The sequence below is a fragment of the Cellulomonas sp. NPDC089187 genome, assembly GCF_040685135.1.
Taxonomy (GTDB): domain Bacteria; phylum Actinomycetota; class Actinomycetes; order Actinomycetales; family Cellulomonadaceae; genus Cellulomonas.
In genome coordinates, this window is sequence record NZ_JBFBHI010000001.1 from 71,921 (window position 1) to 90,119 (window position 18,199).

Genomic DNA, 18,199 nt, shown 5'->3' on the forward strand with positions numbered 1-18,199 from the left:
GTACGCCGAGCCGATCGACGAGAAAACTCAGAACCTTGGCGGCTTCGCAATTATCGTTGGTCCAGACTTGACCGCGCTCGTTGTTCCTTCTGCGCGGTCAATCGAACAGGCATTGCAAGAGTTTGCTCAGGGTGCGCGTAGCGCGTCCGCCGTTTTGAGGCGGTCGGCTAGGTCAATGCGCAAGCGAACTGCGTCCCTCGCCGCTGGGTCACAGCTCTCGTAGAGTTTTCATTGGCGGGGTGCGAAACCTGCTCATAAGTCACTCGACACAGCCGTAGGCGGGCTAGCGGAGTATCTCTTTATGATCTCCCGATTGTCTCATGGATTCAGAGCGAATTGCGGCCGGAGTTTTCCAGTTTGAATGTTTTCATCACGAGCGAAAGTGAGGGTATGATGCGCATTTTCGAAGGCTTCCCTGAAGAGATCGATGTCACGGACTTGGGCCTCGATCTGAGAGTGGACCCAGAAGACCCCCTATGGAAAATTATTCATATCACCGACCGCCCGGGTGGTGCGTTAACGATATCCTGGAATGAGGCAACCGGGGACGTCCATGTGAGTGCGACGAGGGCTGATGGGTCGACTATTACCTCTATAAGGCAGTCGTGCGCCGGGCTTCGCCTGAGTTGGACGAAAGACCTGCGTTACGCTGTCGCAATATGTGGGGAGTATCGAGGCGTTAGCTCGGGTACAATGATCTTTTTGGGCGAATCGCTGGTATGGGAAGATGTCATCAACCGTACCGAGTGACTGGGCCTGAAGCGAGAATGACGCGAATTCGAATTGCGCTGCGGGCCATTAGGCAGCACCGGTATAGTCCAGGAATGGGCGCATCCGGCACTTGTGGGTAATCAGATAGCTACGGGTAGCTCTGTGAGCGGGCATGGGCTGGCGACTCGGCAGGAAGTCGGCTCAAGATCGGCTTGACCGGCGGTGAGAATGCGACGTCGGTGCAGTTCGTGGATGAGCGGTTCGACTGGTGCGATTGTGTCGAGGCTGAGGCTGAGGCTGAGGCTGAGGCTGAGGCTGAGGCTGAGGCTGAGGCTGAGGCTGAGGTGCATCGATCTGCGCGGGTGACTGGTTCACCGGCTACTGAACGCTGCCCCCTTGATTGGTGCGGTGTGCGTTGGAAGCTTCGGTTGGATCGCTCACTAGAGGCTGAGCGCTGCCTCGGCGCGCGTGGGGCGCGTGCTTCTGGTGTCGCCAATTCGACTGAGCGCTACGTGCAATACGCTCGAATCGCCATAAGCCTCTGATTCGACAACACTTCTGGATATTGCTTGTTTGCGCTATCCCCCCTCCGTAATCAATGCCCGTTAGGGCGGCGCTCCGTCGTGAGTGCGGTGACAAGGGGAGCTTCGTGTCAGCCAAGAGTGTGTTCACAGCCAGCTGGTGGAGTCGCCGTCGGGCGATCTGCGGTGCGGCGATCGTGGTGATTCTCGCGGTGTTGGCCACCGTGTTGATCACGCGCCCGGTGGCGGCGTCGGAGCAGTACGGGCTGCAGACGATCAACGTCCGCATGGGCACGGACACTTCGGTGCAGTCGATGTCGACGGCCAGTGTCACCAAGGATGCCGAGGGGCATATCTCCGAGTCGACGGTGGACCTCGATCCGACCGAGTCGGTGTCGGATTTGCCGGTGCGTGTGCAGACGTCGTGGTGGCATGACGGCTCCACCGGGACCGATCTGGCGGCGTTGGACGGGAAGTCCGGCCGGTTCGTCGTGCAGGTGAGTGTGCAGGACCTGACCGCGGAGGCGACCGAGCTGTCGTATGAGACCAACGGCGCGCGGTACCGGCAGCAGGCGCTGGTCGGTGTCCCGTTGACCGTCGTGGCCAGTGCCGAGGTCGGTAACGGCGACCGGGTGGTGCAGGTCGCGGACGGTGCGGCGGATGCGCGGACGACCAACGGTGTGCTGGTCGAGACCACGGACACCGGGCGGTCGGTGCAGTGGGCCGCCTTCTTGGCGCCGCCGATGTTGTCCGCCACGGCGGACTTCACGCTGGTGGTCGACACCCAGGACTTCCGTACACCGGCCTTCGACATCACGGTGCAGCCGGGTCTGGTCACTGACCCCTCCGTGTCCGCGTTGGTGGACCGTGCCTTCGGTTCGGACGGGTACTCCGCGCAGTTGGAGTCCTCGACCATCTCGCTGGTGCAGAACGTGAACAGCAACCTTGCTGAGGCGCTGGAGTTTGTCGACCAGGTGCACGAGACCCTGGAGATGGATGTCGCGCAGCTTGGTGAGCAGACCTACCGCGAGCTGGAGTCCAGCTCGGAGACGGTGCTGTCCCACTTGGAGTCGACCGCGAGCGAGCTGGACTCGATCCTGAGCAGCGCGCAGAGCGGTATCACCCAGGTGGGTTCCCAGACGCACTCGGGTGTGTCGGCATTGGCCTCGTCGCTGAACGGGATTCTGGGCTCGACGGCGCTGGCACCGGAGATGACGGCGACGACGATCGATGCGTGCTCGGTGACGATGCCGACTCTGGCGGACGGCCAGGTCCGCACGGTGGCGTCCACGGTGTACGTGGCCGACGCGCAGTTGCAGGCGATCGTCGACCTGTTCACCGAGGACGCCCCGACCACGAACTGCCGCGGGGCGCTGCACGAGCTGATGCGTGGGACGATCGGCGACCCGACCGCGTTGGAGGACGCCGCGGCGATGGCGCAGTGTCAGGCGACCGCGGCTGATCAGCGGACCGTGGCCTGCACTCTGGCGATCGCGCGCACCACGCTGGCGACCGACTTCCAGGCGCTGGCGCAGAAGCAGGGCGACGTGCGCGACACCTTCGACCAGCTTGCGGTCTCCGAACTGACCGGTGTACTCGCCGGGAGCGACGGCCTGGCGGCCACGCTGACCGACCTGCGGGACCGCCTGGTCAGCGCCGAGGCGGACTCCACGGCGCTGTCCGCGGATCTGACCACCTGGGCGCAGCAGACCGGTGCAGTGGTGACTCAGGCGCAGACGTCGGTGCAGACCGCGCAGGCCGAACTCGACGCGCTGGCGTCGGCGGTCGGTGACCTCGGGTCCGCCCGCGATGCGCTGTACAACGCGCTGTTCGCCGACGCCGGAACCATCGGCGGCAACCTCACGGCCATCGTCGATGCTGCCGAGGGCACCACGAGTGTCGGGCAGTGGTTCGTCGACTCGCAGTACGTGGCGAACCTGAGCGCGTTGGTGGCCTCCTACAACACGAACGGTCAGGTCTGCGCGAGCACCTGGGCCGACAGTTTGGGCACTGACCCGAGTGCGGATGCCATCGTGGCGGCGCTCAACCAGCTGGATGTTCCCGGGTGCCCCGCACAGGGTCTGGCGGTCGCCAGCCGGGAGATGGTCACTGGGTACCAGGAGACGGTGGACACCGTGAACGCCATGGGGGCGGACGCGAGTGCGGCCTCCACCGCGCTGGCCGGTCTGCAGGGCGGATTCGCCGATCTGGATGCGGCCATCGCCGATCTGACCGCGCTGACGGCGACCACCAGCACCCTGCACACGGAGCTGGCCGCGTTGTACGACGCCGGCGCGGGCACCGGAACACTGGTTGATCTGTCGGCGCGTGTGCAGTCGGTCGCGGATCTGGTCGCCGACGGCGGGGACCTCGCCGCGCTGGACTCCGAGCTGGGCGCGCTGGCTGAGCTCGCCACCGCGATCTGGCCGGATGACACCGTGCAGCCGCTCACTGAGGTGACGACCTGCTCCGCCGTGCAACCGAGTGTGGGCGAGCAGCCGACCGCCGCGGGCCAGGGCGTGGTGTGGCTGTCGAACCGGTTGCTCTGCCTGGAGAACGGTCTGGGAGAGCGGCTGACCCAGCTCGAGTCCCAGATCGACACTGCGGCACAGAGCACCAACCAGCAGCTGTTGCTGACCGTGGATCGGACGCAGGGTGCGCTTGATCGCGCCGAGTCGGAGATCGACGCGTTGTCCTCCTCGCTGGTCACCAACCTGACCGCGCAGAAAGAAGCTGCCACCGAGTCCTCGCTGACGATGATCGAGGAGTCCCGGGCGCAGATGAAGGCGGAGATGGACGAGATCCTGGCCGCCTACGATCTCGCGTCCAGCCAGGTGCTTCAGCAGCTGAGCGACTCGATGCAGCGATCGGCGGCGCAGTCGACGGCGGTGGCCGAGGTGTTGAACCAGGACTTCGCTGATCTGCTGGCCAACCTGGGATCACCGGACCCGACCAGCCGAGGCGGGATGCTCGGCAAGCTGCACAGCATCACCACGCAGGTGGGGGAGACCGGCACAGTGCTCGACTCGGTCGGCACCACGACGACCGCCTACGGCAACCAGCGCTCGGGAGAGCTGCGCGACATCGATCTGCGTGCCGCGCAGTACGCGGCGGCGGAGGAGCGCCTGGCGGCCTACCGGCCGTTCGCGCAGGTGGACGACGACCTGGAGACGGTGTTCGTGTTCCAGCTGCGGGGGGAGAAGTGAGCATGCGCAGGACGATGACGCTGGCGACGGGCCTGGGACTGTCCGCGTTGCTGCTGGCCGGTTGTGGTGATGATCAGCCGCTGCCGGTGGCCGAGGCGATGCAACCGGATCTGTCGATGTCGGCGCAGGTCGACGGTCCGATCCGGATCGGTGTGCTGGTGCCGCCGGTGGAGGGGATCGGCTCGGAGTTCCGGCCGTTGGTCGAGGGGGCACGGGTTGCTGCGTACCGATTCGAGCTCGGCGGTGCTGAGGTCGAGTTCACGGTGGCGTTGGACGACGGCACCGAGGCCGGGGCGCAGGCGGCGATGAAGGCGCTGCTGGACGACGACGTTGCCGGTGTGGTGCTGGCGTCGACCGGTGATCACACCGCGTCGGCAGTGCGCGCAGCGCGGCAGGCCAGCACCGCGGTGGTGTTGCCCTACGGGGGTGCTGAGGGTGAGGGCGTCTGGTCGCTGGCCCCGAGTGATGAGGCGGTCGTGACCCAGATCGAGGCGGCCCTGGCCGAGGCGGATGCCGAGCGCCCCTACCTGGCGACAGCGGACGGTCGGGAGCAGCTCGATCTGCATGCGACCCACGCTGGTGTCCTGGGCGCATCGGAGGCGATGGCCCAGGAGATCGTGGCGTTGTTGGAGTCCCGTGAGGTGGATTCCGTGGTGATCGACGGATCGGCGCAGGAGCAGGCGGACCTGGTGGTGGCGCTTCAGGGGTTGCTGGGCTCCCGGCAGCTGCCGGTGGTGTTGACCCCGGAGGCGTTGACCACGGACTTCGGTGACCGGCTCACGGCGGCGGGCACCACCGCCGGGTGGCTGTTCAGCGTGGGCACGGACACCGACGACCATGTGGCGCTCACCGAGTCCGAGGCCGGGCAGAACGCGGCGGTGTTCTTCTCCGCGCTGCGGTTGGCCAGCGGTGACGTGAACTGCGTGAACATCTACGGAGACGACAGCTGCGCTGCCGGGATCACCCGCGGTGATGTTGCCAGTCACGACGCGACGGTGGCGCTGATCCGCGCCGTCGAGGCGGCGGCTTCCACCGATCCCGCCGCGGTGCGGACGGCCCTGTCCGGGCTGGATCTCGCCCATGCGGACGGCGTGGTCGGACCGGACCTCGACTTCGGTCAGGGCCAGACGCTGGCCGATGAGGACGTGGCGGTGCTGCACGCCTCTACCTCTGATCCTGGGCTACGCCCGGCCGATGCCTCCGGTGACCCCGCCGCGACGCTGTTCTGGTTCGCCGGGGGCGCGCAGTGACCGATCCCGGAGCAGCCGGGCGGGCGCTCGGCAGCCGGTACACCCTGGTCGAGCGGATCGGTCAGGGTGCATCCGGCGAGGTGTGGCGAGCGCTCGACCGGCAGACCGGGCAGCAGGTGGCTGCCAAGTTGCTGTGGCCGCAGCACGCCTCGGACCCGGAGATCCTGACCCGGTTCATCAACGAGCGCTCGGTGCTGCTCGGGCTGGACCACCGCAATATCGTCAAGGTGCACGACTTTGTGGTGGAGGGGCAGGACCTCGCCATCGTGATGGACCTGATCGAGGGTCCGAGCGTGGGCAGTCTGCTCAAGCAGCAGCGGACCCTGCCTGCGTCGATGGCGGTGCCGCTGGCGGCGGCAGTGCTGGACGCTTTGGACAGCGCCCATTCCCAGGGCGTGATCCACCGTGATGTGAAGCCGGACAACATCATGCTGGCCCATGCCGGGCAGCCCAGCGCCGAGGATGTCCGACTGGCCGACTTCGGCATCGCCGGAATCATGCTGGATGAGGCTGCACCCGCCACCGAGTTGATCGGCACGCCCAACTACATGCCGCCGGAGCTGGTGTCCTACGGCAAATTCGGCCCCGCCTCGGATGTCTACGCGGTGGGTGTGGTGTTGTACGAGTTGCTCGGCGGCCGGACGCCGTTCGCGGGGCCGGGCACCAATGTCACCGTCGCGATGCGGCAGGTGAACTCCGCACCACCGCGGCTGCCGATCGACGACGCGCTGTGGCGGGTCATCGACCTGATGCTGGCCAAGGACCCAGCTCAGCGGTCCTCAGCAGCGACGACGGCGTCACTGCTGCGTGCCCTGCCTGCGGCTGTGCTGGACGGGCCCGCGCTGGCCCCCCAGCCCGCCCCGGAGAACTGGGTGGACAGCCGGTCGGTGCTGCCCGACAAATCCGACGTGGAGCGGGCGCTCGGTGGGGTGGCCTCGGGCGACGTTGACGCCTCCGGCGAGGACGCCGGGATGGATGCGACGTCGCTGCGCCCGATGCAGCCGATGGGTCGTCCGACGCCGATGCTGGCCGAGGCCGATCCGGCGGATGACTCCGGTGCCACCATGATGAAGGCTGCTGCCCGGCCCGATGCGCGGGTCGCGCCGCGTCGACCGGTCGAGACGGGGATGTCCACCCGGGCCAAGGTGCTGATCGGGGTGGGTGTCACGGTCGCGGTGATCGCGGCGGCGGTGCTGCTGTGGGTGACGGGGGTCTTCGAGTCCGATGACACTGAGCCGGTGGTGGAGATCACGACTACCCCGGCGCATGTCAACGGCACGAGCACGCCAGCCGGGTTGCGGATGGATCTGGACGCCGCCTATGACGACACCGAGCAGATGACGGCGCTGACCGTGACCCTGTCCGCTGCGCCGAATGCGCCGATCCAGGGCGATGTGTTGCTGGCGACCCCAGGCCTGGACGGGGGCAGCGACTGCGCAGAGGTGGCCGAGGAGGACGGCGTGGTGCAGCGTGTGCGTGCCTCTGCTGATGGCCTTGACATCACCTGTGGTTACCGACTGACCGACGTGGTGCTCGCCGCCGGCCAGTCGATGACGGTGCCGCTGTCGGTCGACCTCGACCTGGTGGATGACGAGGGCAAGATTCCCGACGACTACCGCGATTGGTTGAACTCGGTGCAGGAGAGCACGGACAGCGCGCTGACGTCGGTGGTCGGGACGGACTTCGCATTGCAGCGGGTGGACGGCATCCGGGTGGAGCCGACCAGTGTCACGCTCACCGGGTCTGCCACTCCGGTGCCGTATCGGGTGGTCGCGACCTGGGCGGGCGGCGTCGAGGGCAGTGAGACCGAACTGTTCACCCAGGACACCACCGACGGCATGGAGGTCGAGCTGTTGACCCAGCTCACCGGTGGCAACGGCCTCGATGGTGTCAGCGTGTCCAGCTGCAACGCGGCGCAGGTGATCGGCATCCGCGTCCTGGCCGAGCAACCGGAGAGCAGCTGTCATGTGACGGTGGGGATCGGTGCCCTGAATTCGGGTGAGGCGAGCTTCGGGATCAGGATGCGCTGAGCGGGTCCGCTAGACCCCACTGCTCCCGCAACGCCAGCCGTGCCGCCCGGTACCCGGCCATCCCGTGCACCCCGGGGCCGGGCGGTTCGGAAGCTGAGCACAGGTAGACACCGTCGACGCCCACCCGGTAGGGCGCTCGACCCCACAGCGGTCCGGCGAGCAATCGCCGCAGCGTCAGGGTTCCCCCGGCGATGTCTCCACCGGACAGAGCACTGTCGTGCGCGGACAGCCGAGCCGCCGGTACCGCGTGCGCGGCGACCACGGTGTCCCGGAACCCAGGGGCGAAGCGTTCGATTTGGGCCAGCACCATCGGCAACGGATCACGGGTGGAGTCGACCGGGACATGGGCGTAGGTCCAGATCGGGCGCAGGTCACCGCGGCGTCGACCGGGATCGACCACGGTCGGATCGGCGAACATGACATAGGGCGCGGACGGGTGTCGTCCAGCGGCGATCACGCGTTCCGCGCGGGCGAGGTCACCACGACCACCACCCAGGTGCACGGTGACCGCGTGTCCGATCCGGGGATCGGTCCACGGCACCGGTCCGCGCACCACCAGGTCGACCTTGGCGGCGGCCCCGGGTCCGTAGGGATGGCTGAGCAGTCGGGTGGCGTCTGCGGGGGGCAGATCGACGCCGAGCGCGTGGGTAACCGACGACGGTGCGGTGGCGAACAGGGTGCTACGGGCAGGCGGCAGATCCGCGGGGTTGCGGACCGGGTGATCGGTGGCGATCCGCCCGCCGTGCGCGATCAGGTCGGTGACGAGGGCATCGACGATGGCCTGGGAGCCACCGCGGGGAACCGGCCAGCCCGCCCCACGGTGTGCCAGGCCGGCGAGCAGCACAGCGGTGCCGACGGCGGTGGGATCGTGCAGCGGAGCGATGGCATGCGCTGCCACCCCGGAGATCAGCGCGGCGGCAGCGGGGTCGGTCGGCGGGGCCAGGGTAAGGCGGGCTGCCGCCCGGGCAACGGCCGGGATCGAGCTCAGCCGGCGGCTCGGTGCCTCCAGCAGGGTGGCGACCGCGTCTGGACCGAGGGCACCGATCACCTGCCGCCACCAATTCCCGCCGGCGGGGCCGAGCTCGTGAACGGTCCGGTCCAGGTCGTGCCAGGCGATCGCTGCCCGGCCGCCGTCGAGCGGGTGAGCGAAGGAAGCCTCGGGGGTCAGCAGCTCGATGCGTTCGGGGATGCCGATTGCGCGCATGAACGGTGAAGACCAGGCCATCGGGTGCACGGCGGAGCAGAGGTCGTGGACGATGCCCTCGGACAGCCCGAGGTCGACGGTGCGACTGCCGCCACCGACGGTGGACTGCTCCTCGAGCACCACGACGTCGAGGCCCGCCCGGGCCAGCGTGACGGCGGCGGCGAGCCCGTTGGGGCCGGAACCGACCACCACAGCATCGAGGGTCATCCTGCGACGGTAGGCGGCTGTGGCGGTCGGCGCAGGTCAGGCCGGTCGTGCCGCCCACGCCCTCCCCGTCCGCTCCACCGTCGTCTCCCACGCCGTCCCGACCACCCCGAACTCCCGCGTGGTGTCCGCCGCGTCCAGCACGAACGGCCGCTCGAATTGCCAGAGCACCTCGCCCAGCTCCCGCATGATCGGCACCACCGGTGACAGCGCGCTCACGGCGGCACGGGGCATCCGGCGCAGTCGCGGTGTGGGCGCGTCGACCACGGCGCCCAGGTCGGTGAGCGCCTGTCGCATGGTGCGTGGTTCGGCGGCGGGCACGTGCCAGGGCTGGCCCCAGGCGCGTTCGTCGTCGGCGACCAGGGCGAGCAGCGCGGCGACGTCCTCGCTGTCGCTGAAGGTGTGCGGTACATCCGGGTCGCCGAAGACCCAGGCGGTGCGGCCGCGCAGGGTGGCGTCGGCGTAGCGGCGGAGCATGCCTCCGGCGGCGGTGACCTCGGGGCCGATGTAGTCGGAGGCGCGCACCTCGGTGGCGCGGATGCGTCCGGCGCGGTGGCGGTCGAGGGCGTCCTGCCACATGCGGTTGCGCAGTTGGCCCTTGTGTCCGGTGGCGGCGAGGGGGAGGTCGCGGCTGAGTGGCACGTCGACCGGTCCGTAGCCGTAGAGGTTGCTCAGGGTGACCAGGACGGCACCGCTGCGCTCGGCGGCGGTGAGCAGGCTGGCGGCCAGTGGCGGCCACTCGGTCTCCCACTGTGAGTAGGTGCCGGGGTTGGCGCAGTTGAAGACGGTGTCGACGCCGGTGGCGAGGGCGGTGAGTCGGTCGGGGTCGGCGGCGTTCGCGGCGATCCGGGTCACGTCGTCGGCCTGGGGGCCGCGTCCGGAGCGGGTGACGAGGGTGACGGTGTCGCCCGCGGCGGCCAGGTGACGGGTGAGGGCGCTGCCGATGGGGCCGGCGCCGACGACGAGGCGGTGTGCCATGCTGAACTCCTTGTGTGAACAGCGTTCTCGAATGTGAGCAGTGTTCACGTTTTCTGTCCGAGGTGCAAGGCGATGGCAGGATCGAGTCGTGGAGAACGAGGGAGTGCGGGCCCGGGCTCGGCGTGAGCTGGTGCAACGAATCACCGATGCTGCGCGCGAGCAGCTGGCACAGGTGGGGGCGGCGGGGCTCTCGGTGCGCGCGGTCACCCGTGAACTGGGGATGGCACCCTCCGCGGTGTACCGCTACTTCCCGAGCCGCGATGCGCTGCTCACCGCGCTGATCGTCGACGCCTTTCAGGGGCTGGCAGACGCGGCGTCTGCGGCGGAGGCGGCGGTGGACCGGGGTGATCTGACCGGGCGCTGGCACGCGGTCTTCCGGGCGGTGCGCGCGTGGGGGCTGGCGCACCCGCATGAGTTCGCGTTGATCTACGGCTCGCCAGTGCCGGGCTATGTCGCCCCGGAGGAGACGGCCGAGCTGGCGTCCCGGGTGTCCCTGCTGCTGGCCCAGATCGCCTGTGAGTCATGGGCGGTGCAGCAGGGCGCGACCTCGGCGGCGGGGGCGACCGATGGGCACCGGGCCGATCTAGCGGCAGTCTTCGCCGCGGAAACCACGCAGCATGCCGGCGATCTGGAGGGGGACATCCGACGACTGCAGGGCTACCTCGCGGTCGCTCGGCCCGATCTGGCACTCGATGGCATGCCCGGGGACCGGGCGCTCGCGGTGGTCGACGCCTGGACCGAACTGATCGGCTGCGTCACCTTCGAGCTCTTCGGCCACTATCGACGGGTGATCGACGCGCGGGCCGAGCATCTGACGGCGGTGGCGCACCGTACCGCCGCCCGGGCCGGGGTGCTCTGAGTCAGGCGAGGGCCAGGCCCTCGATGACCTCGGCCCCGGGCAATCGGGCCAGGAGTGCGGCGGGCAGGGCGAGTTTGGATCGACGTCGACCGGAGCCGATCACCACCAGGTCGCCTGCGTCCGGGTCGGGTGCGACGACGCGGGAGTCGATCAGCACCCGGTAGTCGGCGGGCACGCCGATCGGGGTGATGCCGCCGTACTCCATCCCGGACTCCTGGACGGCGCGGTCCATCGGGAGGAATGACGCCTTGCGCACGTCCAGGAGCCGCTTGATCGTCGCGTTGACGTCCGCCCGGGTGGTCGCACGGACCACGGCGGCGGCGATCCGTTCCTCACCGCCGCGACGACCGGCCACCAGAACGCAGTTGCCCGATCCGGACAGCGGAAGATCGTAGGCCTCAGTCAGCGCGGCGGTGTCGGCAAGCTCCGGATCGATAGCGGCGACCACCAGGTCGGTGGCGACGTCAGGATCGGTGTCGGCCCATGCGGTGATGGCGGCGGCGGTGGCGGGGGCGAGCAGGTCGAGGTGATCGACGGCGGGCTGCCAGTCGAGGGTGCCCAGGCCCATCAGTGCGCGTAGGTCGGGGCGAGGGTGGCGCGGGCGACGGTGTGGAACAGCGCGGTGAAGGCTGCGACGGTCGGGGTGGCCTCCGGCCCGAGGTCCAGCTCTGCCACGTCCAGGGCGTGCACCGCGAAGACGTAGCGGTGCGGGCGATCCCCCTGAGGCGGAGCAGCGCCCAGGTAGCCCACGTTGCCGCTGTCATTGCGCAGGTGCACCGCCCCGGCGGGCAGCAGGGAGCCGTCGGCGTGTCCGGCACCGCGGGGCAGGGAGGTGGTGCTCGCCGGCACATTCAGCACCGTCCAGTGCCAGAACCCGGCCGGGGTGGGTGCGTCCGGATCGAAGCAACTCACCAGGAACGATCGGGTGGTCTCCGGGAAGCCGGACCATTCCAGTGCGGGGGACAGGTCCTCGCCGTCACCGGTGAATCGAGCGTCCATCTGCTCGCGATGGATGACATCGGTGCTGCTCAGGGCGAATTCGGGTACCTGCGGCAGCAGCGAGTAGGGCTCAGGTGCCTCAGGGCGGTCGAGCGAGAACGACATGGTGCTCCTCCGGTCGTGGTGTCGGGGGTCCACTTCGCATCATGCCGTGACAGGGGCCGCGGAATCGACCGGTGAGGGGTGTTCCGGACCGAATAGGGAGGGGTGGTCCCCAGGAGGCGGTGGCCGGATTGACACCCCAGAGCGTGTCGGCGTCTACTGGCATGATCGAACATGTGTTCGAACAAGCTGTCGAGAGGAGGCGTGGGATGACGGACGCACCCGCGGAGCGGATCGCCTTGGCCCGCGCCGCTCTGGCCACCGCGGAGTTGCGTACCGGTGCCCGCCAAGTCGTGACAGTACCTGTCGAGGCTGCGCCGCCGGTCCGGCGGCTTCCGGTGCCAGGCCGAGAACAGGTGGAGCCACGACCTGCACCCGTGCTGCTCACTGATCGTCCGCCCCTGCCGGTCCCGTCCGCCCTGACCTCACTGCTGCCGGAAGGGCTGCGTCGGGGCAGCACCACCGCGGTGCTGGGGTCCACCTCGCTGGTGTTGGCGATGATCGCCGCGGCCTGCACCACCCGGGAGGCCTGGGCCGCCGTGGTTGGGCAGCCCAGCATCGGGCTGCTCGCCGCTGCCGAGGCCGGGGTGGGGTTGGATCGGCTGGCGCTGGTGCCTCGACCGGGGCCCGACGCACCCAGCGTGCTGGCCGCGCTGCTGGACGGTATCGATGTGGTGGTGGTCGGCCCGGGCACGGCGCTGCAGGACGCCGACCGGCGACGGTTGATGGCGCGGGCCCGGGACCGAGGATCGGTGCTGTTGGCGACCGCCCCCTGGCCCGGCGCAAGCTGCGTGGTCACCGTCACCGGTGGACGGTGGACGGGCCCGGGGGAGGGCGACGGTCGGCTGCGTGCTCGCGAGCTGCACCTGACTCGCACTGGCCGGGGCTCGTCCGGTGGTCGTCCGGAGGAGCTGACCCTGGTGCTGCCCTACGACGGACACACCGACCCCTACACCCTGCCCACACCGGAACCGCTGGCCCCCGCCGCCGAGTCCGGGCTGAGGTTGGTCGGATGAGTGCGGCATCGCAGGAGCGGGGCACCCGCACCACCGTCGTCTGGACTCCGGACTGGCCGGTGGTCGCCGCGCTGGTCGCCACCGGCACGCCACTGCATCACCCCGCCGCCGTGCTCGCGGGTGCCCGGGTGCACACCGTTTCCGCCCTGGCCCGGCGGGAAGGGGTGCGCCGGGGCATGCGTCGGCGTCAGGCCCAGGCGGTCTGCCCGGAGCTGGTGCTGCTGCCCGCCGATGAGGATCGGGACGCCCGACTGTTCGAACCGGTGGCAGTGGCGGTGGAGACCGTGGTGCCCGGCATCGAGGTGCTCCGACCCGGCTTGCTGCTGCTCCCGGCCGGGGGCGCGGCGCGATTCCACGGCACCGAAGACCTGCTGGCCGAGCGTCTGGTCTCCGCGGTGGCCGACCACACCGGGCACGAATGCCAGGTCGGAACCGCCGACGGGTTGTTGGCCGCGCTGGTGGCGGCCCGGGCCGAACAGCGGGTCCCGGTGGGGGAGTCCGCCGCCTTCCTCGCGCCCCGACCGGTGAGTGAGCTGCTGGCCGCCGCGGTGCAGGACGAACGACCGGTGGCCGCGCTGATCGACCTGTTGCGTCGGCTCGGCCTGCGCACCCTCGGTGACTTGGCCCGGCTCGACGGTCCGCAGGTGTACGCCCGGTTCGGGGAATGGGGCAGCTGGGCCTGGACCCTGGCCCGTGGCGACGATCTGCGCCCCCCGGCACGACGCCGTCCGGAGGCGGATCTGGAGGTCAGCTCCGCAGTGGACCCCCCGGCCCACCGGGTCGACACCGCGACCTTCGCCGGGCGACGACTGGCCGAGGAGCTGCACACCCTGCTGACCAGCCACGCGGTCAGCTGCGGACGACTGCGGATCACCGCCCGCACCGACACCGGTGAGGATCTGACCCGGACCTGGCGCACCGACACCGGCGGGCTGGGCGGGCTCACCGCGGCCCGGATCACCGACCGGATCCGCTGGCAGCTGGACGGTTGGTTGACCGCAGGTGCGCTCAGCCGACCGGTGGACGACGACGCCGATCAACGCGAACCGGTAGGCATCGTGCGGCTCACCGTCACTGCCGAGGACGTCGCGGCGGCCGGGGCCGAACAGGGGAGACTGTGGGGCGGGTCCTCCGGCGGGGACCTGCGCGCCCATCGCGCCCTGGACCGGGTACAAGGGCTGCTCGGTGGGGATGGCGTCCTCACTGCGGTGGTGCAGGGCGGCCGGGATGTGCGCGATCAGGTGCATCTGCGACCCTGGGGTGCCCAGCAGGAGGTCGCTCGTCCGGCGGATCGACCCTGGCCCGGGCGGCTGCCCGCCCCGGCCCCGGCCACTGTCCCGGAGGAACCCGCCCCGGTGCAGGTGCTCGACGCCGCCGGTGCGCCCGTGGTCCTCGGTGCCCGGATGGTCCTGAGCGCCCCACCCGCCCTGGTCCGCACCCGCACCACCGATCACCGGATCGCCAGCTGGGCAGGGCCGTGGCCGCTGGCCGAGCGCTGGTGGCAGGATGCCGGTCCCCGGGTCCGGGTCCACCTGCAAGCCACCCTCATGGACGGCCGGGCACTGCTGCTCGCCGCCCACCAGCACGGGTGGACTTGCGAGGCGATCTATGACTGACCCGCTCCGTTACGCCGAATTGCACACCCACTCCGCGTTCAGCTTTCTGGACGGTGCCAGCCAACCCGAGGAGCTCGCGGCCGAGGCGCACCGTCTGGGGCTGACCGGACTGGCCCTCACCGACCACGACGGCCTCTACGGTGTGGTCCGCTTCTCTGAGGCAGCCCGACGGGTGGGAATGCCGACCGTCTTCGGTGCCGAACTGCACCTGCCGGTGCCCGGCACCACCGGACCGGAGGTACTCGACCCGCCCACCGGTGTGCCCGACCCCCGGGCGATCCACCTGCCGGTGCTGGCCCGGGGTGCAGCCGGATACCGGGCACTATCCCGCACCATCGCCGAGGCACACCTGGCCACCGGGGTGAAGGGTGCCGCGCAGTACCGCTGGGAGGACCTGGCCGAGCGGGCCGCCGATCAGTGGGTGCTGCTGTCCGGGTGCCGCAAGGGCCCGGTCCGTCAGGCACTCTGTGGTGGTCCCCAACCCGCCCCGGTCACCGCCGAGGGCATCGACCGGGCCCGCGCCGAACTGCACCGGCTGATCGCACTGTTCGGAGCCCGCAACGTGGTGGTCGAGGTCACCGAGAGCGGCGGCCCCTACGACGGGGAGATCACCGACGCGCTCGCCGCCCTGGCCGTCGAATGCGGACTGCGACTGGTCGCCACCGGCAATGTGCACTACGCCCACCCTCGGGACGCCGATCTGGCCGCGGCGCTCGCGGCGGTGCGTGCCCGCTCCGGGATGGAGGAGCTGGACGGGTGGCTGCCCGGTGCCCCCACCGCCCACCTGATGTCCGCGGCGGAGATGCTGCACCGGCATCGTCGTCACCCGGAAGCGGTGTCCGCCGCGGCGGAGCTGGCCGACGAGCTGGCCTTCGACCTCCACCTGGTCGCGCCCCAGCTGCCGCCCTACCCGGTGCCGGAGGGCCACACCGAGGCCACCTGGCTGCGCGAACTCGTCCGCCGCGGTGCGCTGGAGTGTTACGGGCCGCCGGAACAAGAGAAAGTGCCCGGTGCTTACGCCCAGCTGGAACACGAGCTGCGGGTGATCGAGGACCTCGGATTCCCCGGCTACTTCCTGGTGGTCTACGACCTGGTGGATTTCTGCCGCCGGGAGGGCATCCTGGCCCAGGGCCGCGGGTCGGCAGCGAACTCGGCGGTCTGCTACGCCCTGCGGATCACCGCGGTGGACCCGGTCAGTCACCAACTGCTGTTCGAACGCTTCCTCGCGCCGGAACGGGACGGGCCGCCGGACATCGACGTCGACATCGAATCCGCCCGCCGGGAGGAGGTGATCCAGTACGTCTACGCCACCCATGGGCGCACCCACGCCGCCCAGGTGGCGAATGTCATCTCCTACCGGGCGCGCTCGGCGATCCGGGATGCGGCACGTGCGCTCGGCTACGACGCCGGGCAACAGGATGCCTGGAGCAAGTCGATCGAACGCTGGGGCACCCTGCGCGGTCCCCAGCCCCGGCACCCCTGGTGGTCGGCGGATGCCCGGGAGGAGCAGTACGCCCAGCAACAACGCGACCCGGACGGCGTGGTGTGGGGGTGGAATCACGAGCCAGAGCCGGCGCAGCCCACCCAGCCGCCCCGGGCGGATCTGGACGAGTACCGCCCGGTCGGGGCCCGGACTGCCGACGGGCATGACGTGGTGCCCGCGCACCGGCCACCCCCGGCCAGTGACCTGGCGGAGATCCCGGCGCAGGTGATCGACCTGGCCGACCGGTTCCTGCGGTTGCCCCGGCACCTGGGCATCCACTCCGGCGGAATGGTGATGTGCGACCGCCCGGTGATCGAGGTGTGCCCGGTCGAGTGGGCACGCATGGAGGGCCGCACCGTCCTGCAATGGGACAAGGACGACTGCGCGGACGCCGGGTTGGTGAAATTCGATCTGCTCGGGCTCGGCATGCTCACCGCCCTGCGACTGGCCTTCGAGCAGGTGTCCCGGCACGGTGGCCCCGCCCTCGACCTGCACGGCCTGCCGAACGAGGACCCGCTGGTCTACGACCTGCTGTGCGCCGCCGACACCGTGGGGGTGTTCCAGGTCGAGTCCCGCGCACAGATGGGCACCCTGCCCCGGCTCCAACCGCGCAGCTTCTACGGCATCGTGGTCGAGGTCGCGTTGATCCGGCCCGGGCCGATTCAGGGCGGTTCGGTGCATCCGTACATCGAGCGGTATCAGGGCCGCGAACCCGTGACCTACCTGCACCCCGCACTGCGTCCGTCGCTGGAACGCACCCTGGGCGTCCCGCTGTTCCAGGAGCAGCTGATGCAGATGGCAATCGATGTCGCGGACTTCACCCCGGCGGAGGCGGACCAGCTGCGCCGCGCGATGGGCTCCAAACGCAGCATGGAGAAGATGGAGGCGCTGCGTGACCGGTTGATGTCCGGCATGGCGCGCAACGGTCTGGACGAGTCGATCCGCGAGGAGATCTTCGAGAAGCTCAAGGCCTTCGCCGACTTCGGTTTCCCGGAGTCACACGCCTACTCCTTCGCGTTCCTGGTCTACGCCAGCAGTTGGCTCAAGGTGCACCACCCGGCCGCGTTCTACGCCGGGTTGTTGGCCGCGCAGCCGATGGGTTTCTACTCCCCGCAGACCCTGATCGCCGACGCCCGCCGGCACGGGATCGAGGTGCTGCGGGTCGATGTGCAGCGCTCCGAGGTCCAAGCGGTGGTGGAACGGATTGGTGCCGTGCCACCGGGGGGTGAACCTCGGCTGACACCCTTGCGCTCCGGCACCGTCGACCCGGACCGTTCCGGGGCCACGATCCCTCGGTCGTTGGCGGTGCGGGTCGGACTGGCCTCGGTGCGGGGGGTGGGGGAGAAGGTCGCTGAACGGCTGGTCGCGGAACGGGAAGCGCACGGTCCGTTCGTCGACCTGCGGGACCTGGTGCGTCGGGTGGAGCTGACCACTGCGCAGGTCGAGGCGCTGGCCACCGCCGGCGCGTTGGAGTCTCTGGGGGTGACCAGGCGGGAAGCCTTGTGGGCCGCAGGGGCGTTGGCGCAGGAGGGTCCGAACACGCTGCCCGGTGTCTCGGTCGGGGTGGTGGCACCGACGCTGCCCGGGATGAGTCCGGTGGAGCTGGCGGTGGCGGATGTCTGGGCCACCGGCGTGAGTGTCGACTCCTATCCCACCGAGTTCGTCCGGGACGGGCTCGACGCCGCTGGAGTGTTGCGGGTGGTGCAAGTCTTCGATCAGGAGCCCGGTCGGCGGGTGGCGGTGGCCGGGGTGATCACCCACCGTCAACGGCCGGGCACCGCCGGGGGAGTCACCTTCCTGTCGCTAGAGGACGAGACCGGTCTGCTCAACGTGGTGTGCAGCACCGGGCTGTGGCAACGGTTCCGGCATACCGCGCGCACTGCCCGGGCGATGGTGGTGCGTGGTCGGGTGGAACGGGCCGACGGGGCGACCAACCTGATTGCCGAACATCTGGCACCGATGTCCCTGCGCGTGGCCAGTACCTCCCGGGACTTCCAATGAGTTCCGGGCGATTGTGGCG

At 69.8% G+C, this 18,199-nt stretch carries 11 protein-coding genes; 7 read left to right on the forward strand and 4 right to left on the reverse strand.

The genetic code is table 11. The features are described 5' to 3' along the window. Positions 1-1,360 precede the first annotated feature (1,360 nt). Genes AB0N78_RS00365 through AB0N78_RS00375 form a run of 3 tightly spaced genes read left to right on the forward strand, consistent with a single transcriptional unit; the run spans position 1,361 to position 7,718 of the window. Complete coding sequence (locus AB0N78_RS00365; protein ID WP_363384309.1) at positions 1,361-4,438, forward strand: hypothetical protein; 3,078 nt, start codon at positions 1,361-1,363, stop codon at positions 4,436-4,438. A gap of 2 nt (positions 4,439-4,440) precedes the next feature. Continuing rightward, positions 4,441-5,688 carry an ABC transporter substrate-binding protein gene (locus AB0N78_RS00370; RefSeq protein WP_363384312.1) on the forward strand — a complete coding sequence of 416 codons (1,248 nt, stop codon included), beginning with the start codon at positions 4,441-4,443 and terminating at the stop codon, positions 5,686-5,688. Beyond that, positions 5,685-7,718 (forward strand): serine/threonine-protein kinase, encoded by a 2,034-nt coding sequence (locus AB0N78_RS00375; protein ID WP_363384315.1) that lies wholly within the window; start codon positions 5,685-5,687, stop codon positions 7,716-7,718. The genes AB0N78_RS00370 and AB0N78_RS00375 overlap by 4 nt, the downstream gene beginning before the upstream one ends. On the opposite strand, the gene AB0N78_RS00380 is transcribed toward AB0N78_RS00375, so the two are convergent. Both AB0N78_RS00380 and AB0N78_RS00385 read right to left on the reverse strand, forming a co-directional pair. Continuing rightward, on the reverse strand, positions 7,705-9,129 hold the full coding sequence (locus AB0N78_RS00380; RefSeq protein WP_363384318.1) for an NAD(P)/FAD-dependent oxidoreductase: 1,425 nt from the start codon (positions 9,127-9,129) through the stop codon (positions 7,705-7,707). The genes AB0N78_RS00375 and AB0N78_RS00380 overlap by 14 nt on opposite strands. A 36-nt stretch (positions 9,130-9,165) precedes the next feature. Continuing rightward, positions 9,166-10,104, reverse strand: a complete 939-nt coding sequence (locus AB0N78_RS00385; protein WP_363384321.1) for an NAD-dependent epimerase/dehydratase family protein — start codon at positions 10,102-10,104, stop codon at positions 9,166-9,168. An 88-nt stretch (positions 10,105-10,192) separates the two neighbouring features. Between AB0N78_RS00385 and AB0N78_RS00390 the strand changes: the two genes are divergently transcribed. Beyond that, positions 10,193-10,963, forward strand: a complete 771-nt coding sequence (locus AB0N78_RS00390; RefSeq protein WP_363384324.1) for a TetR/AcrR family transcriptional regulator — start codon at positions 10,193-10,195, stop codon at positions 10,961-10,963. 1 nt (position 10,964) lies between these two features. Here AB0N78_RS00390 and AB0N78_RS00395 read toward each other — a convergent pair whose 3' ends face one another. Beyond that, entirely contained in the window at positions 10,965-11,531 is a 567-nt protein-coding gene (locus AB0N78_RS00395; RefSeq protein WP_363384326.1) for a YbaK/EbsC family protein, read from the reverse strand. Continuing rightward, positions 11,531-12,067 carry a YbhB/YbcL family Raf kinase inhibitor-like protein gene (locus AB0N78_RS00400; RefSeq protein ID WP_363384328.1) on the reverse strand — a complete coding sequence of 179 codons (537 nt, stop codon included), beginning with the start codon at positions 12,065-12,067 and terminating at the stop codon, positions 11,531-11,533. Before AB0N78_RS00400 ends, AB0N78_RS00395 begins: the two co-directional genes overlap by 1 nt. 206 nt (positions 12,068-12,273) lie before the next feature. On the opposite strand from AB0N78_RS00400, the gene AB0N78_RS00405 reads away from it, so the two are divergent. The 3 genes from AB0N78_RS00405 to AB0N78_RS00415 are packed head-to-tail and all read left to right on the forward strand — an operon-like array spanning position 12,274 to position 18,180. Continuing rightward, complete coding sequence (locus AB0N78_RS00405) at positions 12,274-13,080, forward strand: hypothetical protein (protein WP_363384331.1); 807 nt, start codon at positions 12,274-12,276, stop codon at positions 13,078-13,080. Then, the gene (locus tag AB0N78_RS00410) at positions 13,077-14,696 is read left to right on the forward strand and encodes a DNA polymerase Y family protein (RefSeq protein WP_363384333.1); all 1,620 of its coding nucleotides are present in this window, start codon (positions 13,077-13,079) and stop codon (positions 14,694-14,696) included. The genes AB0N78_RS00405 and AB0N78_RS00410 overlap by 4 nt, the downstream gene beginning before the upstream one ends. Next, entirely contained in the window at positions 14,689-18,180 is a 3,492-nt protein-coding gene (locus AB0N78_RS00415) for an error-prone DNA polymerase (protein ID WP_363384336.1), read from the forward strand. Before AB0N78_RS00410 ends, AB0N78_RS00415 begins: the two co-directional genes overlap by 8 nt. Positions 18,181-18,199: the final 19 nt, after the last annotated feature.